Raw genomic sequence first — 21,966 nt, 5'->3', positions numbered from 1 at the left:
GCGGATGTAGCGATCGTGTAGCCGTGGCCAGCACGCTTTCCCCATCCGTGCTGGACGAGGAGGGACGTGAGCAGGTCACCTTTACCGCCGGTGCCGGCCGGGCGGCAGGACATCGACGTCGACGTCGACGTGCTGTTCGGGTCGGTGCCGAGCCGGCAGCTCGACGCGTCGCTCGAGGCCGCCGCCGCGTTGCACGCCAAACACCGGATCCGGCGGGGGCTGGTCTGCTCGTTGCGGGGGGCGTTGTTCGACGCCTGCTCCGGCAACGACGAGACGCGCAAAGCCGGTGAACGCGAGGCGCTCGTGCCGGTCGGTGCCGTCGACGTGCGCGACGCGCTGACCGCCGAGACCGAGATCGGGCGGCTGGCCTCCTCCGGGGTGCGGCTGCTGCGGCTCTTCCCGCCCGAACAGTGGGTCGAACCGGACTCACCCGGCCTCGCGCACGTCGTGGACGTTGCGGTCGCGCACGGGATGGTGCTGCTCACCAGCGGCGACTTCAGCCGGTTCTGGCGGCCGTTCGCCGGGCGGGGCGCGCGGGTCTGCTTCCTCGACGTCCACGCCTACCGGGTGGCGGACTTCGTCGTGCTCGCCCGGCGCGAACCCGGGTTCGTGGCCTCGACGCGGATGCTGTGCGGCCCCGACTCCATCGAGCGGATCGCCGGCGAGGTCGGTGCCCACCACCTCGCCTACGGGTCGCGGGCGCCGCTGCACGACGTCTGGTCCTCGGCGCTGCGGCTGCGCACGGCCGGGCTCGACGAGCAGGCGTGGCGGCAGGTGGCGGGCGGCACCGCCACGGCGTGGCTGGCGGACCCGGCGTGATCATCGACGTGCACGCCCACGCCGGGCCGTGGTTCTTCAGCACCGACGTGGGGAGCGTCGAGCTGAACCTCGCCCTGATGGACCGCTACGGCATCGACCGGCAGATCGTCTCCGCGTCCGAGGCAGTCACCTACGACATGGTGGCGGGCAACCGCTGGCTGGCGGAGGTGCTCCAGACCCAGCCGCGGCTGCTCGGCTACGTCGTGCTCAACCCCAACGACCTCGCCGCCGCCGCGCGGGAACTGGAGGAGTACCGGCCCACCGGCCGGTTCGTCGGGGTCAAGGTGCACACGACCTACCCGGAGCAGCCGCTGCTGTCCGGGGCGGTCCGGGACGCGCTGGCGCTGGCCGCCGACGCCGGGCTGCCGGTGCTCGTGCACACCTGGGACGAAAGCGTCCTGGGCCTGGTCGACGTCCTGGAGCGGCTGCCGCGGCTGCGGGTGATCGCCGGGCACATGGGCGGCCCGGCGTGGCGGGCAGCCGTCGAAGCGGCCCGCCGCAGCGATAGGCTCTACCTGGAACCGTGCTGCTCGATCACCGATCGTGGCCGGTTCCGGTACGCACTCGACCGGGTCCCCCTCGCGCAGCTGCTGTTCGGCACGGACAGCACCCTGGTCGACCCCGCGATCGCGATGGGCGTGGTGCTGGAGGCCGACCTGACCGACGAGGAGTACGAGCACGTGATGTGGCGCAACGCGGCCCGCCTCTTCGGCATCGGCACCGGACCGGGAGCCACCGCGTGAGGACGCCGGCGCTGCTCATGACGGCCGTGCTGACCGCGGCCGCCGTCGTGGCCTGCGGGTCCGGCGACAGCGCCGCGGTGACGCTGTGGATGTACCCGGTCATCACCGACCAGGCCCGCAGCGTGGCCTTCTGGCACCGGGTCGAAACCGGCTTCGAACGCGAGACCGGCATCGACCTGGACGTCGAACTGCAGCCGTGGGCGAGCCGGCAGGAAAAGCTGGGTGCCGCCCTGATGGCGGGCAACGGCCCCGACGTCGTCCTGCTGCAGCCGGACATGATCCCGCAGTACGTCGGGGAAAAGGCGCTGCTGCCGGTGTCCGACGTGCTCGCGGGCAGCAAGCCGCCGTTCCCGCCGCGGGTGGTCGAGGCGCTCACGGTCGACGGGCAGGCGTACGGCGTGCCGCTGTACCGGACCGTGACGACGACCGTCTACAACCGGAAGCTGTTCGCGGAAGCGGGGATCACGGACCTGCCGCGGACGTGGGACGAGGTGAAGGCGGCCGCGCCGAAGCTCGCCGCCCGCGGCGTCCCGGTGCTCGACTACGCCGGGTCCACCGAGGAGACGCTGAACCTCACCTTCTACCCGCTGCTGTGGCAGGCGGGCGGCCGCGTGTTCACCCCGGACGGCCGCAAGAGCGCGTTCGCCTCGCCGGAAGGTGTTGCGGCGCTGCGGTTCCTGGTCGACCTCGGGCGGGTGCACGGCCTGCCGCCGGACGCCGCGACCCGGCGCAGCGCGGTGGCCGGCGACGCCGTGGCGACCGGCCGGGCGGCGATGGCCCACGCCATGACCGAGTCGGCCGCGCGCGGGGTCATCGCCGCGTTCGGCGCGCAGAACGTCGCGATCGGGCTGCCGCTTCAGGACAAGTCCCGCGTGACCTTCGGGACACCCGGCGGGTTGTCGTTGCTGCGCCGGGCCAAGAACCCCGACGCGGCCCGGAAACTGCTCTCCTACCTGAGGTCGCCGTCCGTCGTCGGCGAGCTGTGCGCCGAATCCGGCTACTTCCCGCCCTGGGACGGCTCCTCGCCGCCGGCCGACCAGGTGGACCAGGACTTCGCGCAGGCGCTCCCGTTCGCCTCCGCCGGGGACAACCACCCGCAGGCGCGCAAGGTGATGGGCCTGCTCGCGCCGCACCTGCAGGCCGCGCTCCTGGGCCGCGCGACCCCGGAACAGGCGCTCGCCGACGCCGCCGGAGAGGCCGACGCCCTGCTCGGCAGCGGCCGATGAGGCGGTGGCGCGAGCCGCTGACGGTGCTCGTCTTCCTGCTCCCGGTGCTCGTGCTGTTCGCGATGTTCCGGTTCGTGCCGATGCTGGGCGCGGCCGGGCTGAGCCTGACCGACTACCACCCCGGCGGGGACTGGCGGTTCGTGGGCGCGGAGAACTACCGCAGCCTCGCCCGGGACGCCGTCTTCCTGGGCAGCCTGCGCACCACGCTCGGCTACGCCGCCCTCTACGTGCCGCTGACCGTGGCCGTGGCACTGGGCACGGCGTTGCTGCTGCACGCCGTGCCACGCGGCCGCGGTCTCTTCCGCGCCGCGTTGTTCGCGCCCTACGCCACCAGCCTGGTGCTTTCCGCCGTCGTCTGGCGGTGGGTGCTCGAACCCACCGGCTTCCTCGAACGGCCGTCGCTCGTGCTGCCCGTGCTGGCCGTGGTGGGCGCCTGGAAGGGGTTCGGCTACGCGATGCTGATCCTGTTCGCGGGGATCCGCAACGCGCCGGCCGACTGCCTGGAGGCGGCGAAGGTCGACGGCGCCAGCGCCGGGCAGCGCTTCCGGCACGTGCTGCTGCCCGCGCTGCGGCCGGCCTTGTTCTTCGTCGTCGTGGTGGAAACCGTGGGGGCGCTCCAGGTCTTCGACACCGTCTACGTGCTGACCGGCGGCGGCCCGGTCCGGGCGAGCTACACGCTGGGCTACGCGGTGTACGACTTCGGTTTCCGCTACTTCGACGTCGGCCGCGCCGCGGCGGCCGAGGTGGCGCTGTGGGCCATCGTCCTGCTGGTGTCGCTCACCCAGCGCCGGGCCTTCGGCCGGAACCCGTGACGCGCCGCCTCGGGCCCGCCGTCCTGCTGGCGCTGGCCTCACTGGTGGCGATCGGCCCGTTCGCGCTGATGCTGCTCGTGGCGCTCTCGCCGCCCAACGCCCCGACGCTCCCGGACCGGCTGCCCGCCTCGCTCACCCTCGGCAACCTCACCGCGGTGCTGTCGACCGGGAGCATCCTGCGCTGGACGGCGAACACGGTGGTCTACTCGGTGGTGTCGGTCGCGGCCGTGCTGCTTTCGGCGTCGATGGCCGCGTACGTGTTCGCCCGCAAGCGCTTCGCCGGCCGGGACGTGCTGCTGTGGTCGTTGCTGTCCACGGTGATGGTGCCCTTCCACGCCCTGCTGATGCCGTCGGTGGTGGTGATCTCCCGGCTCGGCTGGTCGGACACCTACTGGGGCCTGATCGTCCCGACGCTGGCCAACGCCCAGGCCGTCCTGCTGCTGCGCCAGTTCATCCGCGCGCTGCCCGGCGAGGTCTTCGACGCCGCCCGCGTCGACGGCGCGGGGGACTGGCGGGTGTACCTGAGCATCGTGCTGCCGCTGTGCCGCCCGGTGCTCGCCACGCTCGGCGTGTTCGTCTTCCTGTGGCACTGGAACGACTTCCTGTGGCCACTGGTGGCCGCGAGCTCCGACCGGATGCGCACGCTGACCGTCGGCTTGTCCACTTTGGACTCCGGGAACCCGGCCATCGCCGAGACCATGTCCGTGGCCACCATCACCGGGCTGCCCTGCCTGCTGGTCTTCGTCCTCGTGCAACGCCACCTGACCGGCACGATCACCTTCACCGGCTCGGGACGCTGAGGCCGAGCAGGCGCTGGGCGGCCGTGGCCCGTTCCCGGTGCAGCGTCATGCCGAACCGCTCGGACAGCCGCGCCGACCGGTCGAAGCGGCCGGCGGCTTCGTCCGGGCGCCGGTTGCCGTGCGCCACCCAGCCGAAGCTGTACTGGGCGCAGGCGTCGGCGACGCTGTCGTCTTCGGGCGAGAAGACCGCCAGCGACCGGGCCATCAGCGTCGACGCCCGGTCCGCGTCGCCCTGCTGGGCGCAGGTGGCGGCGAGCACGTGCAGGGCCAGCGCTTCGTCGCGCGGGCAGGACGCGGCGTGGAACAGCTCGATGGCTTCGGACAGCGTCCGCTCGGCCGCTTCGCGGTCACCGCGGGCCTTGTGGTGCAGCCCGAGGCTGAACGACACGCAGGCCTGGCCGTACCGGCTGCCCAGCCGGCGGAACGTCGCGAGCGCCTCGTCCAGGCACCGCGCGGCTTCTTCGAGCCTGCCCTGGTCCCGCCGGACGATGCCCAGTCCCTGCAGGGCGAAGGCCCGGCCCCCGGCGTCCGCGCAGCCGTCGAAGCCCGCCCGGGCCCGTTCGAGCGCGGCGGCCGCTTCTCCGTGGTCCCCGTGGAACAGGTGCACGCTGCCGAGGCCGAGGTTCGCGTACGCGCGCCCCCGGTGCTCGCCGAGTTCGCCGAACCGGACCTGCGCCCGGGCGAAGTGCTCGCTCGCTTCGTCGTAGCGGCCCTGGTAGAACGCCAGCGCGCCGAGGCCCTGGTGCAGGATCGCCCGGCTGCGCCGCGCCCCGGCGCCCACGGCGGCCGCCAGCGCGAGTTCGTGGGTGTGCCGCCACAGGTCGTAGTGGCTGCGCAGGTCGAAGAACGTGGTCAGCGCGCAGGCGATGTCGCAGGCCACGCTCGTCATGCCGAGGCCGAGGGCCTGTTCGAGCACGGCGACGAGGGCGTCCCGCTCGGCGTCCAGCCAGGCGAGCGGCTCGGCAGGCGGCGGTCCGACGCTGCCGGGGCCGGTGAGCCGCACCTTGAGGAACCGGCAGGGCAGGCCGGCCTCCGCGTGCACGGCCCGGTCCAGCCAGGCGCCGAACGCCCGGCGCAGCGCGGCCGTCCGCTCGGCGGGAGAGTCGGCGGAACCGGCGCGTTCCCGGGCGAACACCCGCAGCAGATCGTGGAAGCGGTAGCGGACCTGGCCGGCGGCATCGGTGCCGGCGACCTCCAGCAGGTGCACGTCGGCCAGGCTGTCGAGGACGTCTTCGGCCACCGGCAGCCCGACCTCCAGCAGCGCGGCGAGGACCCAGGCGGGGAAGTCGGGGACGTCGAGCAGGCCCAGCAGGCGGAACGCCCGCTGCTGCACCTCGTCGAGCGCCTCGTAGCTCCACGCCAGGCTGGCCCGCGCCTCCAGGTCGTCGATGCGCAGTTCGTTGAGCCGGGTGCCCTCGTCGGCGAGCCGGCCGGCCAGCCTGCCCACCGTCCACTGGCCGCGGCGGGCCAGCCGGGACGCGGCGATGCGCAGCGCCAGCGGGAGGTGGCCGCAGTAGCGGGCCACCGCGGCGGCGGCGTCCGGTTCCGCGGTCACCCGCGCCGGACCGGCGATCGAGGACAGCAGCCGCACCGATTCCGCCGGGCACAGCACATCGAGGCACACCGTGTGCGCGGCCACCAGCTGCCCGCGGCTGGTGACGAGCACGGCCGAGCCCGCCGAGCCCGGAAGCAGCGGGCGGACCTGGGCCATGTTCGCGACGTCGTCCAGCACGATCAGCACCGGCCGGGCCGCCAGCTGCGAGCGGTACAGCGCGGCGCGGGCCTCGAAGTCCTCCGGCACCGCGTGCGGGTGCACGCCGAAGGCGACGAGCAGGGTCGCGAGCACCGCGGACGGGTCCCGCGGCGACGAACCGGTGCCACCCATCCGGACGTAGAGCTGGCCGCCGGCGAAGTGCGCCCCGACGTCGTGCGCCACGCGGACGGCCAGCGCCGTCTTGCCGACCCCCGCCTTGCCGGTGATGGCCGCGACCACCGAACGGGCCGGGCGGGTCAGCAGGCGGCGCAGTTCCGCGGCTTCGGCCGTCCGGCCGGTGAAGTCGTCGATGTCGGGCGGCAGCTGCATCGGCCGCACCGCGGTGCCCGCCTCGGGTGGCGTCCCGCCCAGGACCACCTCGTGCAGCTCCCGGACCTGGTCGCAGGGCTCGACGCCGAGCGCTTCGACGAGCACGTCCCGCAGCTCCCGGTAGGTGTCCAGGGCCTCGGCCCGCCGGCCGGCCCGGTGCTGGGCGAGCATCAGCCGCTGCCACAGCCCCTCCCGCAACGGCAGCCGCCGCACCAGTGCCGTCAGTTCCGGGATGAGGGTGCTGTACTGGCCGGCCGCCAGGCGCGCGTCGGCGAAGTCCTCGCGGGCCGCCGCGGCCAGCTGCTCCAGCCGCACCACCTCGGTCTCCAGCCAGCCGGCGCAGGGGACGTCCTCGAGCGGGTCACCTCGCCAGCAGGACCAGGCCGCTTCCCAGATGGCCACCGCCTTGACGGCGTCACCCGAGGCCAGCGCGGCGCGCGCCTCGTCGGCCGTGGTCCGGAAGACCCGGCTGTCGTGCTGGTCGGGTTCGACCAGCAGCCGGTACCCGCCACCGTCGGTGACGACCAGGTCGGGCAGCCCGATCTCGGCCAGGTCGCGGCGCAACCGGCTCACGTAGGTGTGCACGTTCGCGACGGCCGAGGCAGGCGGGCGTTCGCCCCACAGCGCGTCGACGAGCGCGCCGAGGCCGACCGGCTGTGGGGTGCGGACCAGCAGCGCGGCGAGCAGGGCCCGTTGCCGCGGCGCCGACGGCTTCAGCGGCCGGCCGGCGTTCGTCACCTGCAGCGGACCCAGGATCCCGAATCGTGCGGTGTCCCCCAAGGCTCCCCACCCCCTTGCCCGACGACTACGCAGCGTAGCAGAGGTCTCCGGATCTCCGGTGGGCCGAACGGGGGACATGCGCTGTAGGGGCCGTGTAGGGGACGTATGGGTCCGGCTCCATAAATTGCCTTCTGATCGGTCCTCGCCCCCCGCGAACCGAGGAGGACGCATGAGGAAGTTTTCCGCGGCGGTCGCCGTGGGCGGGGTGCTGTGGGCGGGAGTGGTGGCCCCTGCGGCCGCCCACGCCGAGACGGCCACGGCGGCGGTCTGGCCGGCCAGTGCCCCGGCCGGTGGCCGGTGCGCCGCCTACGGCATCGTGCGGACGATCACCTCGGTGGTCGACGTGCACACCGGTACCGGCACGGGCTACCGCGTCGTCAAAACGCTGTACCGGGGCACCCACGTGAGCTGCCGTCCCCTCACCGCGGGAGCGCCGGACGCCCGGTGCGGCCCGTCGTGCCGCCCGCCATCACCTCGGAGGAACGCATGAACCGCAGTGCCGCCGCCGCCGTCGTCCTGGCGCTGGCCGGGACCGCCGTCGCGGGCACCCCGGCCGGCGCGAGCGCGGCCGAGTTCGGCCCGGTCGTCGTCACCGGGGTGCCGCGCGCGCCGGAGAGCGGCGTCAAGCCGGTGCAGAAGGTCGTGCCGCTGGCGACGGTCGAAACGCAGCTCGCCGCCGGCGCCATCGCCTACGTCTACTCGGAACTGCGGGCCTACGACGCCGATCAGGTGAACCTGATCGACAACGAGATCCGGTGCACGGGTGCCGGTGCGGAGAACGTGGTGCTGGGCGAAAACGTCCTGCCGTCGGACCACCCCGACCCGGCGCGGCGCGACATCACGATCGTCAACCGCTTCCTCGTCACGGCGTCGAGGAGCGGCACGCTGAGCTGCACGCTGTACCTGCGCACGGCCTCGACGTCGACTTCGGAGGCCCGCGAAACGGTCGAAGGAAGCCTGCGGTTCGCCTCGGCGGCGATCGGCGGCGACCTGACGGGCGCGGCCGTGCAGCAGCTGCTCCCGGAGGGCAACCTCCCGGTCACGACCACCACCGTGGCGCCGTCGATCACCGCGACGCTGCCCGCGGGCACCCGCGAACTGGCGGTCATCGCCGACGTCGAATACCACCGCGGCGCGGAACCCACCCCGGACAGCAAGATCCACTACTCCACGGCCCGGTTCACCCTCACGGCCACCACGGCGGGCGGCCCGGACTGCGCGAGCGCGCCGGTCGCGCAGACGGAGGAAACCGTGCCGCGCGGGGTCAACCACGCCGCCGTCCCGCTGTACACGAAGGTGCCGATCAACCCCGGGTGCACCCGGGTGAGCGCCAAGGTGACCACCACGCACCTGGGCGGCAACCCGGGCTCCGTCGGCGGCGCGGCCCCGGGCCTGACGGACGAAACCGGCCGGACCGGCTCGCTGCCGAACCACACCTCGGCGATGACGCACCTGTTCGTGGTGCCGAGCTGATCCCCGGTAATCCGCTGGCCGCGGGACACGCAGTGCCCCACACTGACCGGCGATGACCGAGGACGAGTGGCACTACGCGCCCGCCAAGACGTTGCGGGGAGCTCTGCAACGCGGCCAGGGCACGGCCGGCGCCTGGGTCGCGGCCCACCGGGTCGCACCGGAACTGGTGCTGGACTGCGTGCGCCGCGACTACCGCTGGGACCGGCAGGTCGACGAGCGGACGACCTACCTCGTCCGGCTCGTCCTCGACGTCGAGCTGCCCGTGGCCGGAATCGTCGAACAGCTCTGGCGGACCGGGCGGAGCACCGGCTACCAGGGCAACCGGTTCGGGCAGAGCGTCGACCTCCTGGCCGCCCTCGCCCGGGTACCCGTGTCCGCGGCGAAGGACGCTCTGCGCCGGTACGTGAGCGAGGGCGACCGCTGGATCGAGGTCCTGGAGGCCGTCGCCGCCACCTGGCCCGGCGACTGGTGGGACGACCTCGCGCCGGTCGTGGCCGGCCGGGCGGCGAAAGCTGCTCCGGAGGAGGTTTTCGCCGGTCAGGAACCGTGGTCGACGTGGGCGGGCCGCGACCGCCGGATCGACGGTCTGCTCGAGCGCGCCCGCCCCCCGGCTGTGTCGTGGCGGTGTCCGGGCCTGCCCCACCGCGGCACTCCGGTCGCCGGGTTGCTCGGCCTGCTCGCCGACCCGGACGCCGACCCCGAAGTGCTCTCGGCGGTGCTGCACGAGTTCGCTCGTCACCGCGACCCGGAGCCGCGGTTGCTCGACGTCGCCGACCGGCTGGCGGCTCGTCCGGACGCGGCGAGGATCGGGTTGGTCCACGCGCTCGCGAAACTGGGCCCGCAGACGCTGGGACACGCTCGGCAATGGGCGCGCAGTCCGGCTCACCCGCTGTGGTGGCGGGCGGTGGGCACGCTCACCGAACACGGGGACGCGACCGACGTTCCCGCCCTGCTGGCCGCCCTCGACCGCCTGGACGACGACAGCGACGACTGGTGCGGGTACGACGACTTGGCCCGGGGCTTCGCACGCCTCGGCGTCACCGAGACGGTGCCGAGGCTTCGCTCGCTGTGGCACCGAAGCCCGCACTCGTACGAACGGGCCGCCTACGTGGAAGCGTTGCTGGCACTGGATCCCGACGCCACCGAGCAGGCGCTGCCCGACGCGCTCGCGGACTGCGAGGGCGGTGTCCGGCTGGTGGCCGCCCGGCACGCGCCGCTCACCGGCGAGGCCCGCCGATGGCTCGCCCGGCTGCGTGATTGCCCGGTCGAGCACGCCGACGTGCGTGCGGAAGCCGCCCGCCGCTTGACGGCCTGACGAGTACCCGGATCAGCGGCCACCGGCCATGATGTTCCGTCAGCCGGCTCCCGGACGCAGGCCGAGGGCACGGGTGAGGGTTGCCGTCCACCAGCGGAGCTGGGGGCCGGCGCCGGTGGCCGCCCGGCCGGTGAGGCCGGCGCTGCGGCGGAAGGCCGGCCCGTACAGCGGCTCGGTGGCGAGGGCCTGGTGCAGCGCGGCGACGGCGAGCCGGGTGTCTTCGACGGGGACGTCGTCGCGGTCGGGGCGCAGGGCGTGGAGCGCGTCGACGACGGGCGCGAGCATCCCCGATCCTTCGTCCCGCCACCCCGCCGCGTGGAGGGAGACGGCGAGGTCGCCGTAGCCGAGGCGGTAGAAGGCGGCCAAGGCCTCGACCAGTTCGCCGAGATCGGCGGGGCGGCCGAGCCAGGAGTCCAGCACCGCCGCGACGCCGTCCCGGATCTTCCGGCCGCCGTGGCGCAGCAGCGCTTCCAGAAGCCCTTCGCGGGTGCCGAAGTGGTGGCTGATCCCGGCGTCGGTCATACCGACCCGGGCGGCGACCGCGCGCACCTGGACGGCCGCCGCGCCTCCCTCGGCGAGGAGTTCCTCGGCCGCGTCCAGGATGAGGCGTCTCGCTTCGCCGGCCGGGCGGCGCACCCGCGGACCTGTCACCCGGACGACCTTACCTTGACGAGTCAAGGCAAGGCCCTTACCTTGGCACTACAAGGTAAGGAGCCGTCGTGGCCGATCCCTGTTCGCCGCGGTTGCGGCGCCTCGCCCGCCCGGACACGGTCCTGCGCGGAGCGGAGGCGGGCCGCGGACCGGCTGTCCTGCTGCTGCACGCCGGCGGTGAACGCCGCGGGGTGTGGACGCCGGTCGTCGCGAGCCTGACGGCGGCCGGGTTCCGGTGCGTGGCCTACGACCAGCGCGGGCACGGCGAAAGCGGCGGCTCGGCGCGCACTTTCGAGTCCTATGTGGACGACGTCGGCGCGATGCTCGGCGCCGAGCCGCCGGGGTGCGTGGTCGTCGGCGCTTCGCTGGGCGGCCTCGCCGCCGTGGCCGCTCTCGGCGATCCCGCCGTGCGGGCGCGGGTGGCGGGGCTGGTGCTGGTGGATGTCGTGCCCGGGCTCGAGCGGCGCCGGGTCCGCCGGTTCCTGGCCGCCCTGGGCGTGCTGGAGGTGCACGCCGCACTCGTCGACGACATCCTCGGCCAGGTTCCGCGGCTGTGCCGGGCCCTCGCGCGGCTCGACCGGCCCGTGCTGCTCGTCCGCGGCGGCCCGGGCTCGGCCGTCACCGACGACGACGTCGCCGGGTTGCTGCGCCTGGCCCCGCACGCCACGGTGACCGCCGTCCGGGACGCCGGGCACCTCGTCGCCCGCGACCGGCCGGAGGCGCTGGCCGGGATCCTCGCCGATGCCACCGCCGGATGGCCGGCACTGGCGCTGCTGCGCGCGCTGGGCGCGGATCAGCTCGGCCACCCCGGCGGGAACCTCCTCGCCCACAGCCGGCGGGTGTGCGAGCTGGTGACGGCCTGGGGCGGGAGCCGGCGAGCCCGGCTGGCCGCGCTCTGCCACGCCGTTTACGGCACCGACGGGTTCCCCCGCCGGCTGCTCGCGCCGGAGCAGCGGACCCGCCTGCGCGCGGCGATCGGGGACGAGGCCGAGGCTCTCGTGTACCGGTACGGCGCCTGCGACCGGCGGACGACCTACCCGCGTCTCGGCGCGGTGCCGCTCCCGCTCACCGATCGCTTCACCGGCGAAGTGGTGGCCGTGGCCGGCGAGGAGCTCGCCGACTTCGCGTTGCTGACCATCGCCAACGAGCTCGACGTCGCCCGAACCGCCCGGCCGTCGCGTGAGCTCCGCGACGGCCTCCGGGCACTGATCACCGCGATGGCTGGGCACGCACCCGGCGCCGCCGCCCGCGCGCTCGCCGACCCGTCCCTGCGGTGAACGAGCGTGTGTTGCCGGAGCTTTCCCGGTCGCTGTCGGCGTTCCGGCCGCCGAACGCCCGAGCGGCCGCCGGGAGCCTTGACTCTCAAGCCGGTCGAGATCGCATAGTGGCGGTATGGACAGGCTCTACCCCATCGGGGATGTCGCTCGCCGCACCGGGTTGAGCGTGAGTGCGATCAGGTTCTACGCCGACGAGGGGGTCGTCGCGCCCACCGCGCTCACCGAAGGCGGCTTCCGGCAGTACGACGTGCAGGCCATCGCCCGGCTCGAGCTCGTGCGGACCCTGCGCGACCTGGGTGCGGGCCTGGCGGACATCCGCCGCGTGCTGGCCGCGGAGAACACGCTGCCGGAGCTGGCCGCCCGGCACCTGCGGCTGGTCGAGGACCAGCTGCGGCAGTTCCGGGCGCGCCGGGCCGTGCTGCGGACCATCGTGCGGCAACCCACCACCGCGGCGCAGGTGAGCTTGCTGCACAAGCTCGTGTCGATGTCCGACGACGAGCGCGCCGGGCTCATCAGCCGGTTCTGGGACTTCGTGACCGAAGGCCTGGACGTCCACCCCGGCTACCTGGACCGGCTGCGCAGCCGGCGGCCGCACCTGCCGGAAGAGCCGTCCACCGAGCAGCTCGAGGCGTGGATCGAACTCGCCGGCATCGTGCAGGACGAACAGTTCCGCACGGCGGTGCGGGCCTACTTCCACCGCGCGTTCGGCACCGAGCAGGGCAAGCTGATGGCGACGCCGGAGATGCTCGCGCGCGCCGAGCGGCGGCGGGTCCTCTACCTGGAGGCACAGGCGGCGCAGCAGGCGGGCGTGCCGCCGGATTCCCCGCAGGCGCGGGACATCGCCGAGCGGATGGTGGCCGACTCGGCCGGTTTCGTCGCCGCCATGACCGGTGAGCACGACGCCGGCAAGGCCCGCCGCAGCATGGCCGGTTTCGACCGGACCGCATCGGCGCAGCGGCGCGCCCGGCTGCCGGGCACGGACCTGATGGGCCGGTACGGCACCCTCGTGGCCAGGATCAACGGCGCACCCGAGCCGGACCCGGCCAGGTCCGCGGCGGTCCAGGAATGGCTGGCCGCCGCCCTGCGCCAGGACGCCGGCTGACGCGGTCAGAGGGCCGGCTTGCCCGGCTGGTAGAGCCAGGTCCGGAAGAACGAGCCGAGGTCGCGGTGGGTCAGCCGCTCGACGAACTCGATGAAGTCCCGCGTCGAGACGTTGCCGTACCGGTGCGTCGCCGGCCACAGGTTGAGCACCGCGAAGAAGGCGCGGTCGCCGATCTTCGTCCGCAGCGCCTGCAGGGTCATCGCGCCGCGGTTGTAGACCAGGTCGTCGAAGATGTGGTCCCGGCCGGGGTCGGCGACTTCGCCGCTCCAGTCCTTTTCGCCGGCGTAGGTCTCGGCGAAGGTCTGCTGCACGGGGATGTGGTTGAACTTCTCCTGGTAGAGCCATTCCGAGTAGGTCGCGAACCCTTCGTTGAGCCAGATATCTGACCAGTGCACCGGGGTGAGGCTGTCGCCGAACCACTGGTGGCCGAGTTCGTGGGCGAGCAGGTCGCCGTCGACGTCGCTGGTCTTCTGGTCGTAGACCGGCCGGCTCTGCGTCTCGAGGGCGTAGCCGACACCGACGTCGGCGAGGATGCCGCCGGTCGAGTCGAACGGGTAGGCCCCGTACACCGAGGACTCCCAGTCGACGACCTGTGCCGTGGTCCGGTTGAACACCTGGCCCTGACCGGGTTTCGTGTCGATGGACTTGCCGATCGCGGTGATGTCCGGCAGGCCGCCGGCCGTCACGCCACGGGTGACGTCGTAGCCGCCGATCGCGAGCATGCTCAGCTCGCTGGCCATCGGGCGGTTCATGGACCAGCGGAAGGTGGTCCGGTGGTCGTGCGTGGTGGCAGGGCCCGGTTCGCCGTTGGCCAGCACGGTGAGCCCGGCCGGCACGGTGATGGTCTGGGTGTAGGTCGCTTTGTCGTCGGGTGTGTCGTTGACCGGGTAGTAGGTCGCCGCGCCGATCGGCTGGTTGAGCGCGATCGCGCCGTCCTCGGTGGCGACCCAGCCGGAGACACCCAGCGCGGGGTCGTCGATCTTCTGCGGGACGCCGGCGTAGCTCACCGAGACGACGAACGGGCTGCCGTTGCGCAGGCCGTACGGCGGGGTGATCACGAGCTCCTGGGCGCCGCTGCGGGTGAAGGCGGCGGTCAGGCCGTTCACCGAGAGCCTGCTGATCGTCAGCGGCCCCTGGAAGTCCAGGTCGAAGCGGGAGAGGTTCTGGGTGGCCGTGGCGAAGATCGTCGTGGTCGCGTCGATCGCCCCGGTGCCGGGGCTGTAGTCCAGCCGGATGTCGTAGTGGCCGACGTCGTAACCGCCGTTGCCCATGTCGGGGAAGTATGGGTCCCCGGCGCCCGGCGCACCGGGGGAGTAGAGCGGTGCCGCCTCCGCCGCCGGGCTCGTCGCCGCCAGCAGCCCGGCGCACAGCGCACCGGAGATGATCACCACGCGGCCACGGCTGCGGTGGGTGCCTCGCATCGGTCCTCCTGGGCATCGAACTCGGCATCGACCTGGGCATCGACGCTGAAGCGTAGGTCCGACCGGACGCGCGGATCAACCCTCGGAGCCGCGGCCGGTGGCCTTGGCTCGTCTCGCCGCCACCGGCCGCCGGTTTCCTTGCCGCAGCCGGTGATCAGCGGGCGAGGACGGTGTCGAGCCAGTCGAAGGTGCGCTGGCTGAACAGGGAAAGCGCGCCTTCCTGGCAGTGTTCGCCCGCTCCCTCGTCCTCGCGGAAGAGGATCAGTTCCTTCTCGCAGGTCAGCTCGTCGAACACGCGCTGCGGCTGGCCGGCGAAGAACACGTCGTTTTCGGCGTCGAGGACGAGGGTCGGGCAGGTGATGCGGTCGGCGATGCCGGCCATGGTGTAGGCCTTGCTCGCCTCGGCCAGCTCCTCGAAGCTCGCCTTCCCGAAGGTCCACATGCTGTTGCGCACCACCCAGCGCGCCATGGTGTTCTGCGCGATCACCGCGTCGAGGCCGCCCGGGGTCGAGGCGGCGCGCTGCGCGACGGCGGCAACGGGTTCGTAGAGGTCGTACACCCCGTCGTAGAGCACGCACGCGGCGATGCGGTGCTCGAAGGCGGCCGCGCGCCCGGCGAGGTAGCCGCCCAGGCTCATGCCGATCAGCACGATCTTGTCGTTGTCCACTTCGGGCAGGGTCAGGGCGAGGTCGACGGCGGGCGTGACGACGGCTTCCCAGTCGGGCCGGAAGTGCAGGCCCTGCCGGCGCAGCGGGGCGCCCTGGCCCGGGCCGTCGAAGGCGAGGACGTGGTAGCCGCGCCGCAGCGCGCCCACCGCGATCGCCACGTAGTACTCCTCGAGGGTGGAGTCGATCCCGCCGTGGAAGACCACGGTGGGCCGCGGGGCGCCCGAGTCGTCGACGAGGAACAGGTACGCGGGCAGGGTCGTGTCCTCGTACGGGATCTCCAGGGCGCGGACCGGGGTGTCCAGCAATGGGGCGGCGTCGGCGAAGGTCTCCTGGGACGCCTTGGCCAGCCGCGCCGACTCCGCTTCGTGGACGCCGTCGGTGCGGAGGTAGAAGTCGGCGACCCGGTAGTAGTTCGACGCCCGCAGCAGCGCCTCTCGGGCGCTGACCCGGTGTCCGGCGGCCAGCGCCGCGCGGCCGATGCCTTCGACGCGGGCGGCCGTCGCGGCCCACTGCGCCGCCCAGGCGTCTTCGTCGCCTTCGGGGATCTGGCGGCAGGTCACCAGGACTTCGCCGAGGTCGGCACCGCCGTGAGCGGCGTAGCCGGCGGCACGCAGGGCCTCGAAGGAGAAGGACTCGTCGTCGAAGAGGAATTTCATCGCGGAACTCCTTGATGGCGAACGGAACGGTCTCGTTCCGTTATAGCGACCTTGGCAATGGAACGCAACCGTTCCGTTCGCTAGACTGCGCGACATGTCCACGAGCGAAGAGAGCGCCCGGCCGGCGAGCGGCGGGGCGGTGCTGCGGCCGCAGGTGACGGACGCGATCACCGAGGCGGCGTTCGCCGAGCTGGCCGACACGGGGTACGCGCGGACGTCGATGGACGCGGTCGCCCGGCGCGCCGGGGTCGGCAAGGCGGCGCTGTACCGGCGGTGGCGTTCGAAGCAGGCGATGCTCGCCGAGCTGATCCGCGCGAAGGTCGCCGGCGCGCTGCCGCCCACGCCGGACACCGGCGCGCTGCGCACGGACCTGCGCGAGCTGTTCGCCACCTTCCGCGGTCAGCTGGCCAATCCGCTCATCACCCGGATCGGCGCCGGGCTGCTGGCCGAGGCCGAGCACGACGCCAACCTCGCCGAGGTGCTGCGGACCGGGGTGGCCGAGCCGCGCCGGGCGGCGGCCCGGGCGATCCTGCAGAACGCCGTCGACCGCGGCGAGCTCCCGGCGGGCTTGGACCTGGAGCTCGGCACCGACCTGCTGATCGCCCCGCTGGCCTTCCGGATGCTGGTCACCAGGGGCCCCAGCGGCGACGAATACCTGGAAGCCCTGACGCGCGCGGTGGAGGCGGCGCTGACGGCGTCATCGTGAGTCGTTCCCCGGCGCCGCGCCGGGGGACTCGGGGCCCGCCGGCCGGCTGGCTCGGGCCTGGTCACGCGGGGATGATGACCCGATGGGCAACGAGCGCCGCGTCGCACCGCCCTGCGGCGACGGTGACGCCGTGGGCCAGGCTTTCGAGCAGCTGCCGATCAGCGTCGGCACCGTGCACGGGGACGACTACGTGTTCGTGGCCGCGAACGCGGCCTACCGCGCCTTTTCCGCCGACCGTCCCATCCTGGGGTTGCCGGCGCGTGACGTGTTCGCGGAGGCGTTGTCGCAGCAGGTCTTCGAAATCCTGGACCGGACCTACGCCACCGGGGTCGCCCACAGCGGCCGCGAGTGGCGGATCCAGCTCGATCGCGGCGCCGGGCTGGAGGACATCTACATCGACTTCACCATCAGCCCCCTCCTCGGCGGCGACGGCGGGGTGCAGGGGCTGAACATCCTCATCACCGAAGTCACTGAGCAGGTCCGGGCCCGCCTTGAGGCGCAGGAACGTGCCGCGGAGGCGGAGCGCCGGTACGAAGCCGCCCGCGATGTCGTGCTCGAGCTGCAGCGGGAGCTGCTGCCCTCCGGGGTGCCGGTGGTGCCGGGGCTGGAACTGGCGGCCAGCTACCTGCTCGCCGGCACCGGCACGGTGGCCGGGGGCGACTGGTTCGAGGCGATCGCGCTGCCCGGTGGGCGGGTCGGCCTGATCGTGGGCGACGTCGTGGGGCACGGCGTCGCGGCGTCGGCCACGATGGGCCAGCTGCGGGTGCTGCTGGCCGAGCGGCTGGCCGCGACCGGGGACGTCCTGGCGGCGATCGAGGCGGGGGACGCGGCCACCGACCGCCTCCGGGGCGGCCGGGCGGCGACGGTGTGCGTGGCGGTGGTGGATCCGGGCACCGGGGCGGTGGAGTACTGCACCGCCGGCCACCCGCCGCCACTGGTGGTCGACGGCGGCGACGCGGCCCGCTACCTGCCGCCCACCGGTGCCGGCCCGCTGGGGGTGGCGCCCGGTCGTGACCGGTCCGTGGTCGGCACGGCCGAGCTTGCCGTCGGGGACCTGCTGCTGCTCTACAGCGACGGCATCCTGGAGCGGCCCGGCCGCCCGCTCGGCGAGAGCACCGCCGAACTGGCGTACGTCGCCGCCGACGCCGCCGCGGACCGCATCATGCCCGGTGACGTCGGCTCGGCCGCGGAGCGCGTCTGCACGCAGACCGTGGAGCTGCTGACCCGGGCCACCGGGCACGCTGACGACATCACGGTGCTGGCCGCGCAGCGCGTCCCACCGCGCACGGCGCTGGAGCTGACGGTGGTGGCCGACGCGCGCTCGCTGGAACCGGTCCGCGTCGCGGTGGACGGCTGGCTGGCCGAGGCCCGCGTCGCCGCCGGCGACGGCGACGCGGTGCGCCACGCGGTCGTCGAGCTGGTCACCAACGCGGCCGACCACGCGTACCTCGGCGCCGCCGTCAGGACGGCAGGCACCCACCCGGTCACGGTGACCGCCGAGCTGACGACGGCGGGGTGGGTACGCCTCCGCGTCGCCGACCGGGGCCGCTGGCGCGAGCCCCGCCCCTCGCGCGAGCGGGGCCTGGGCTTGCGCATGGTCGAGACGCTCATGGACACGGTGCGGATCGCGCACGACGAGCACGGCACCACGGTGACGGCAGGGCTGCGGCTGACCCGCCCGGCCCGGCTGCTCACCGCCGGCCAGGGCGCGCCCCGGCCTGCTCCCGCCGCCGGCAAGCAGTCGGATCCGTTGCTGGTACTGGAACAGCCGGGCACGGCCACCCCCCGGATCAGGGTGGACGGCCCGATCGACGAAGCCACGGCGGCGACGGTGTACCAGGAAGTGCTGACCGCGGGGTCAACGGGAGCGAGGTCGCTGACGGTCGATCTGACCGGCCTGACCCACCTGGCCAGCGCGGGAGTCGCCACGTTGCACCGGCTGGCCGCCGTGCACCGCGAGAACGGGACGGAGCTGGTCCTGTACGCGCCGCCGGGCACACCGGCGGACATGGTGTTGTCCCTGGTGCAGCTGGCCCACCTCCGCACGGACCCGGACTACCCCCTCGACGGCTGACCCGCGGCCGGCTCGGCGACCTGGAGGACGACCTTGCCGCCGGCGTGTTGCGACTGGCTCAGTTCGATGGCTTCGCGCCAGCCGGGCAGCGGGATGACGCGGGCGATGGGGATGGCGAAGCGGCCCTGGGCGGCGAGCCGGGCGCACTCTTTGACGACGTCGTAGCGGTGGCCGAGCGGTCCTTGGGTGAACGCGTCGCGGGCGCCGGATTCGCGCGCCTGGGCGAGGTTGCCGATGGTCAGGACGTGCTGGGGGTCGGTCACCGTGCGCAGGAGTTCCGGGATGGTGGCGTCGTCGGGCGGTGAGACGTCGAGGACGACGTCGACGGGGCCGCCCGCCAGCTCGCGGATCCGCTCGGCCATGCCGGTGCCGTAGGGGGTGACCTCGGCGCCGGTGGCGCGCAGGGCTTCGGTGTGGGTGGGCCCGGCGGTGGTGAGCACCCGCGCTCCGGTCCGGCGGGCGAGCTGCACGGCGGCGAAGCCGGTGGTGGTGCCGCCGCCGCTGACGAGCAGGGTCGTGGCGGGGGTGAGGCCGAGCAGGTCCAGGCCGAGCTGCGCGGTGTCCACGGCCATCGGCAGGGCGGCGGCGGCCGCCGGGGGGAGGGCGGGCGGCCGCGGGAACCAGACGTCGAGCAGCGCGTGGCCGGAGGCGCCCGCGGTCGGTCCGGTGAACGGGACGGGACCGAACACGGCGTCCCCGGGCTGGACACCCGTGACGTCGTCGCCGACGGCGTCGACGGTGCCGGCGACCTCGAGCCCGATTCCGCGGGGCAGGTCGCCGGGGTAGAGGCCCCGGCACAGGGCCAGGTCGGCGGGGTTGACGGTGCAGACCTCGACGGTGACCCGGAGCTGCCCCGGAGCCGGTTGGGGCGGCTCGGCCTCCTCGAGCCGCAGGACGTCGAGGGGCTCACCGGTGTGGTGGAAACGCAGGGTGCGCACAGCTGATCTCCCGGTTCTCGGCGGGGTGACAGCAGATGCTGTCATCACTCGCCACCATAGTGACGACAGCATCTGCTGTCACTATGCTGGGCGCATGGCTCGTTGGGAGGGCAACACCCGTGAGCGGCTCGAGCGCGCTGCGCTGGAGCTGTTCCGCGATCAGGGCTACGACCGCACGACGGTGGCGCAGATCGCCAAGCACGCCGGCTTGACCGAGCGATCGTTCTACCGCTGGTTCGCCGACAAGCGAGAGGTGCTCTTCGCCGGCGACGAGCTGCAGGCCTGCTTGGAGGCGGGCATCGCCGAGGTGCCCGCCGGAACCGGCGCGCTCGCGACGCTGATGGCCGCGTTCACCGCGGTACCGCAGGTGCTGCGTCCGCGCGAACTGCTGGTCGAGCTGCGCGCCGTCATCGTGGCCAACCCGCCGCTGCGGGAACGCAGCCTGATCAAGGAAGCGATGCTGTCCGAAGCGACGGCGGCGGCGCTGTGCCGCCGGGGGCACGACGAGCAGACCGCGCGGCTGGCCACCGCGCTCGGCATGGCGATCCTGGGGACGGCCACCAGGCGCTGGGTGCTCGGCGACGAGGGCGGCTTCCCCGCCCTGCTGGCCGAGAGCGCCGCCGACCTCCTCGCCGTCGCCGCCGACCTCCCGCCGGCCCACCCCCCGGCCGGCCACGCGCCGCGGGCGGGGAAGTAGCCGGAGGCCACGGCTCAGAGTTCGCCGTTGGCCACTCTGACCAGGCACCACTCGCCGTCGATCACCCCGGCCGACACCACCACCCGCATGCCTTCGGCCGCCAAGGCGGCGACGGCCGGTGGCAACTCGACCGGACCGACGGTCACCAGACCTTCCCGCCAGTCGCTGAGGAACGTGACCGACGTGGGGTCGCAGTCGCAAACCTCGACGTCCAAGTCGATCACGGCCGGCTCGGCCTCGTTGTAGAGCAGGAATTCCATGTATTCCGAAGAGTCGATCTGCTCCTGTGCGGCGTCCGCGAAGCGTTGCGCGTCGACGCACCTGCCGAAGCGGGTCATGACTTCCTCGATCACCGGCGGCGCTTCGGTGTCGAGGTGGCCGCGCTCGTCGAACCACGCCAGCAGCTCGGTCAGCACCGTCCGAGTGTCTTGGAGCGTGGTGAGATCGTGCGTGGGTTCACCGTCCGAGTCACCATCGAGCAAAACTTCGCCGAGCTTCGGAAGCAACTCGATGATTCCGGCCGCGGGGCAGAAGTCGAGCTCGCCGAATTCGCGCAGGCCGACCCGGTGCAGTGTGGAACCGACCGTTTCGTACGTCGTCAGGGTGTGCGTCGGCAGCCGGCTCGCCCGGTCGGCCAGGAAGTCCCGCCACTCCGATCCGACCGAAGGCCCGACCAGGCTGTGTGCCAGTTCGCCGGCCCGGGTGGTGACCTCGGCGAACTCGGGATCCGCGGGGTCGGCCGCGGTCCAGGTCAACCGGTGGGGGTGAGCGGCCCGGTGCAGTTGCTGCCAGAGGGCCTGGTCGGTGTCCGGTGGTTGCTCCTGGGCGGCCCCGCGGATGACGTAGCCGCTGTTCACCGCGATCCGGACCACGGACGGCCGGGTGAGGCACTTCAAGGCTGCTACGACGGCGAACAGTTGCGTGCGGTCCGGGCCGGCGCCGATCAGCGAGCCGGACTCCGCTCGGCGGTGCTCGCCGTAGGCGAGCGACACGGCCCAAGCACAGGCGCTGTGGTCGTGGTTGACGACCCCGTCCGCGTAGATCCGTACGACATGGCCCCCAGTCACAGTGTCAGCCTATCGAGTGGCGGACGCCCGGACACCGACTTCGAGAAGCCGGGGTGCTGAGCTGGAACCTCGACCGGCGCTATTTCCGGTTCAGCAGGTCGCGGGCGAGCGTGAGCGCTGCGGCAGCCCGTTGTTCCGCCGTTCCGCCGAGTTGCGCGCCGCGCGTTTCGGCCATGACCAGGGTGCTCAGGGCGAGCCGGGCGAGCATGCGGCCGTCGATGTCGGCGCCCGGGCCGAGTGCTGCGGTCAGGGCGTCGAGGTGGTGGAGCAGCTCGGCCGCGGCCGGGAGGCCGGCGAGCGCGTGCTCGTTGACCCGGGCGCACACGAGCAAGGCGCCGTGCTCGCCCCGGATGAGCGCGGCGAACCGGTCCAGGGCCTCGCGGCGCCGGGGCCAGGGGGCCGGCGCGGGCTGCAGGGACTGCGTGAGCTCGGCCAGCTCGGGCAGGAGCCGGCCGTACGAGCTCGTCAAGACGGCTTCCTTGCTGCGGAAGTGGTGGTAGACCGCCGGGCGGGTGATGGCGAGCCGGTCCGCGACTTCGGCGAGCGAGGTCCGCTCGTACCCCTGCGCCGTGAACATCGCTAAGGCGGTGGCGCGGATGCGCTCGCGGGTGTCGGTACGCCGCCCGTCGACGCGTTCGGTCATGTCGTCAGCATTCCA

General features: G+C 73.5%; 20 protein-coding genes. 13 read left to right on the top strand and 7 right to left on the bottom strand.

Annotated elements, in window-relative coordinates; all coding sequences use genetic code 11:
* The first annotated feature begins 66 nt into the window (after positions 1 to 66).
* The 5 genes from ACLJPY_RS32405 to ACLJPY_RS32385 are packed head-to-tail and all read left to right on the top strand — an operon-like array spanning position 67 to position 4,400.
* Positions 67 to 819 carry a hypothetical protein gene (locus ACLJPY_RS32405; RefSeq protein ID WP_410594285.1) on the top strand — a complete coding sequence of 251 codons (753 nt, stop codon included), beginning with the start codon at positions 67 to 69 and terminating at the stop codon, positions 817 to 819.
* The gene (locus tag ACLJPY_RS32400; protein ID WP_410594283.1) at positions 816 to 1,562 is read left to right on the top strand and encodes an amidohydrolase family protein; all 747 of its coding nucleotides are present in this window, start codon (positions 816 to 818) and stop codon (positions 1,560 to 1,562) included. The genes ACLJPY_RS32405 and ACLJPY_RS32400 overlap by 4 nt, the downstream gene beginning before the upstream one ends.
* Positions 1,559 to 2,788 carry an ABC transporter substrate-binding protein gene (locus tag ACLJPY_RS32395; protein WP_410594281.1) on the top strand — a complete coding sequence of 410 codons (1,230 nt, stop codon included), beginning with the start codon at positions 1,559 to 1,561 and terminating at the stop codon, positions 2,786 to 2,788. Before ACLJPY_RS32400 ends, ACLJPY_RS32395 begins: the two co-directional genes overlap by 4 nt.
* Complete coding sequence (locus tag ACLJPY_RS32390; RefSeq protein WP_410594279.1) at positions 2,785 to 3,600, top strand: carbohydrate ABC transporter permease; 816 nt, start codon at positions 2,785 to 2,787, stop codon at positions 3,598 to 3,600. The genes ACLJPY_RS32395 and ACLJPY_RS32390 overlap by 4 nt, the downstream gene beginning before the upstream one ends.
* Positions 3,597 to 4,400 carry a carbohydrate ABC transporter permease gene (locus tag ACLJPY_RS32385; protein ID WP_410594277.1) on the top strand — a complete coding sequence of 268 codons (804 nt, stop codon included), beginning with the start codon at positions 3,597 to 3,599 and terminating at the stop codon, positions 4,398 to 4,400. The genes ACLJPY_RS32390 and ACLJPY_RS32385 overlap by 4 nt, the downstream gene beginning before the upstream one ends.
* Here ACLJPY_RS32385 and ACLJPY_RS32380 read toward each other — a convergent pair.
* Positions 4,381 to 7,263, bottom strand: coding sequence for a BTAD domain-containing putative transcriptional regulator (locus ACLJPY_RS32380; protein ID WP_410594275.1), 2,883 nt, complete (start codon positions 7,261 to 7,263; stop codon positions 4,381 to 4,383). The genes ACLJPY_RS32385 and ACLJPY_RS32380 overlap by 20 nt on opposite strands.
* Positions 7,264 to 7,432: 169 nt before the next feature.
* Between ACLJPY_RS32380 and ACLJPY_RS32375 the strand changes: the two genes are divergently transcribed.
* From ACLJPY_RS32375 to ACLJPY_RS32365, 3 genes are read left to right on the top strand one after another with little or no spacing between them, the layout of a single operon-like run.
* On the top strand, positions 7,433 to 7,753 hold the full coding sequence (locus ACLJPY_RS32375) for a hypothetical protein (protein WP_410594273.1): 321 nt from the start codon (positions 7,433 to 7,435) through the stop codon (positions 7,751 to 7,753).
* Positions 7,750 to 8,736 carry a hypothetical protein gene (locus ACLJPY_RS32370; protein WP_410594271.1) on the top strand — a complete coding sequence of 329 codons (987 nt, stop codon included), beginning with the start codon at positions 7,750 to 7,752 and terminating at the stop codon, positions 8,734 to 8,736. Before ACLJPY_RS32375 ends, ACLJPY_RS32370 begins: the two co-directional genes overlap by 4 nt.
* 52 nt (positions 8,737 to 8,788) lie before the next feature.
* Entirely contained in the window at positions 8,789 to 10,051 is a 1,263-nt protein-coding gene (locus ACLJPY_RS32365; protein ID WP_410594269.1) for a hypothetical protein, read from the top strand.
* Between the two features lie 39 nt (positions 10,052 to 10,090).
* On the opposite strand, the gene ACLJPY_RS32360 is transcribed toward ACLJPY_RS32365, so the two are convergent.
* Positions 10,091 to 10,702 carry a TetR/AcrR family transcriptional regulator gene (locus tag ACLJPY_RS32360; protein ID WP_410594267.1) on the bottom strand — a complete coding sequence of 204 codons (612 nt, stop codon included), beginning with the start codon at positions 10,700 to 10,702 and terminating at the stop codon, positions 10,091 to 10,093.
* 68 nt (positions 10,703 to 10,770) lie between these two features.
* On the opposite strand from ACLJPY_RS32360, the gene ACLJPY_RS32355 reads away from it, so the two are divergent.
* Together ACLJPY_RS32355 and ACLJPY_RS32350 are read left to right on the top strand one after the other, a co-directional pair.
* Positions 10,771 to 11,979 (top strand): alpha/beta fold hydrolase, encoded by a 1,209-nt coding sequence (locus ACLJPY_RS32355; RefSeq protein WP_410594265.1) that lies wholly within the window; start codon positions 10,771 to 10,773, stop codon positions 11,977 to 11,979.
* 115 nt (positions 11,980 to 12,094) lie between these two features.
* Complete coding sequence (locus tag ACLJPY_RS32350) at positions 12,095 to 13,081, top strand: MerR family transcriptional regulator (protein WP_410594263.1); 987 nt, start codon at positions 12,095 to 12,097, stop codon at positions 13,079 to 13,081.
* 5 nt (positions 13,082 to 13,086) lie between these two features.
* On the opposite strand, the gene ACLJPY_RS32345 is transcribed toward ACLJPY_RS32350, so the two are convergent.
* Entirely contained in the window at positions 13,087 to 14,502 is a 1,416-nt protein-coding gene (locus ACLJPY_RS32345) for a M1 family metallopeptidase (protein ID WP_410594261.1), read from the bottom strand.
* 154 nt (positions 14,503 to 14,656) lie between these two features.
* Positions 14,657 to 15,826 (bottom strand): alpha/beta hydrolase family protein, encoded by a 1,170-nt coding sequence (locus ACLJPY_RS32340; RefSeq protein ID WP_410594259.1) that lies wholly within the window; start codon positions 15,824 to 15,826, stop codon positions 14,657 to 14,659.
* 94 nt (positions 15,827 to 15,920) lie between these two features.
* On the opposite strand from ACLJPY_RS32340, the gene ACLJPY_RS32335 reads away from it, so the two are divergent.
* Positions 15,921 to 16,532: a TetR/AcrR family transcriptional regulator gene (locus ACLJPY_RS32335; RefSeq protein ID WP_410594257.1), complete on the top strand. Its 612-nt coding sequence runs from the start codon at positions 15,921 to 15,923 to the stop codon at positions 16,530 to 16,532.
* Between the two features lie 82 nt (positions 16,533 to 16,614).
* Positions 16,615 to 18,606: a SpoIIE family protein phosphatase gene (locus ACLJPY_RS32330; RefSeq protein WP_410594255.1), complete on the top strand. Its 1,992-nt coding sequence runs from the start codon at positions 16,615 to 16,617 to the stop codon at positions 18,604 to 18,606.
* Here ACLJPY_RS32330 and ACLJPY_RS32325 read toward each other — a convergent pair.
* Positions 18,588 to 19,544, bottom strand: coding sequence for an NADP-dependent oxidoreductase (locus tag ACLJPY_RS32325; RefSeq protein WP_410594253.1), 957 nt, complete (start codon positions 19,542 to 19,544; stop codon positions 18,588 to 18,590). The two genes, ACLJPY_RS32330 and ACLJPY_RS32325, sit on opposite strands and share 19 nt — an antisense overlap.
* 94 nt (positions 19,545 to 19,638) lie before the next feature.
* Here ACLJPY_RS32325 and ACLJPY_RS32320 point away from each other — a divergent pair, with 94 nt between their 5' ends.
* Positions 19,639 to 20,241, top strand: a complete 603-nt coding sequence (locus ACLJPY_RS32320; RefSeq protein WP_410594251.1) for a TetR/AcrR family transcriptional regulator — start codon at positions 19,639 to 19,641, stop codon at positions 20,239 to 20,241.
* Between the two features lie 14 nt (positions 20,242 to 20,255).
* On the opposite strand, the gene ACLJPY_RS32315 is transcribed toward ACLJPY_RS32320, so the two are convergent.
* A complete protein-coding gene (locus ACLJPY_RS32315; RefSeq protein ID WP_410594249.1) occupies positions 20,256 to 21,308 on the bottom strand; it encodes an RNase H family protein in 1,053 nt (350 codons plus the stop codon).
* 79 nt (positions 21,309 to 21,387) lie between these two features.
* Positions 21,388 to 21,951, bottom strand: a complete 564-nt coding sequence (locus tag ACLJPY_RS32310) for a TetR/AcrR family transcriptional regulator (RefSeq protein ID WP_410594247.1) — start codon at positions 21,949 to 21,951, stop codon at positions 21,388 to 21,390.
* Positions 21,952 to 21,966: the final 15 nt, after the last annotated feature.

Origin of the sequence: Amycolatopsis sp. lyj-23 (genome assembly GCF_046549135.1) — a bacterium.
Classification (GTDB): domain Bacteria; phylum Actinomycetota; class Actinomycetes; order Mycobacteriales; family Pseudonocardiaceae; genus Amycolatopsis.
This window is presented reverse-complemented; position numbering and strand designations above follow the sequence as displayed.

Bases quoted from the DNA above. Each gene is read 5' to 3' on its own strand.
- ACLJPY_RS32390 (WP_410594279.1), top strand. From the start codon at position 2,785: ATGAGGCGGTGGCGCGAGCCGCTGACGGTGCTCGTCTTCCTGCTCCCG.
- ACLJPY_RS32375 (WP_410594273.1), top strand. From the start codon at position 7,433: ATGAGGAAGTTTTCCGCGGCGGTCGCCGTGGGCGGGGTGCTGTGGGCG.
- ACLJPY_RS32370 (WP_410594271.1), top strand. From the start codon at position 7,750: ATGAACCGCAGTGCCGCCGCCGCCGTCGTCCTGGCGCTGGCCGGGACC.
- ACLJPY_RS32365 (WP_410594269.1), top strand. From the start codon at position 8,789: ATGACCGAGGACGAGTGGCACTACGCGCCCGCCAAGACGTTGCGGGGA.
- ACLJPY_RS32350 (WP_410594263.1), top strand. From the start codon at position 12,095: ATGGACAGGCTCTACCCCATCGGGGATGTCGCTCGCCGCACCGGGTTG.
- ACLJPY_RS32345 (WP_410594261.1), bottom strand. From the start codon at position 14,502: ATGCGAGGCACCCACCGCAGCCGTGGCCGCGTGGTGATCATCTCCGGT.
- ACLJPY_RS32340 (WP_410594259.1), bottom strand. From the start codon at position 15,826: ATGAAATTCCTCTTCGACGACGAGTCCTTCTCCTTCGAGGCCCTGCGT.
- ACLJPY_RS32335 (WP_410594257.1), top strand. From the start codon at position 15,921: ATGTCCACGAGCGAAGAGAGCGCCCGGCCGGCGAGCGGCGGGGCGGTG.
- ACLJPY_RS32330 (WP_410594255.1), top strand. From the start codon at position 16,615: ATGGGCAACGAGCGCCGCGTCGCACCGCCCTGCGGCGACGGTGACGCC.
- ACLJPY_RS32320 (WP_410594251.1), top strand. From the start codon at position 19,639: ATGGCTCGTTGGGAGGGCAACACCCGTGAGCGGCTCGAGCGCGCTGCG.
- ACLJPY_RS32310 (WP_410594247.1), bottom strand. From the start codon at position 21,951: ATGACCGAACGCGTCGACGGGCGGCGTACCGACACCCGCGAGCGCATC.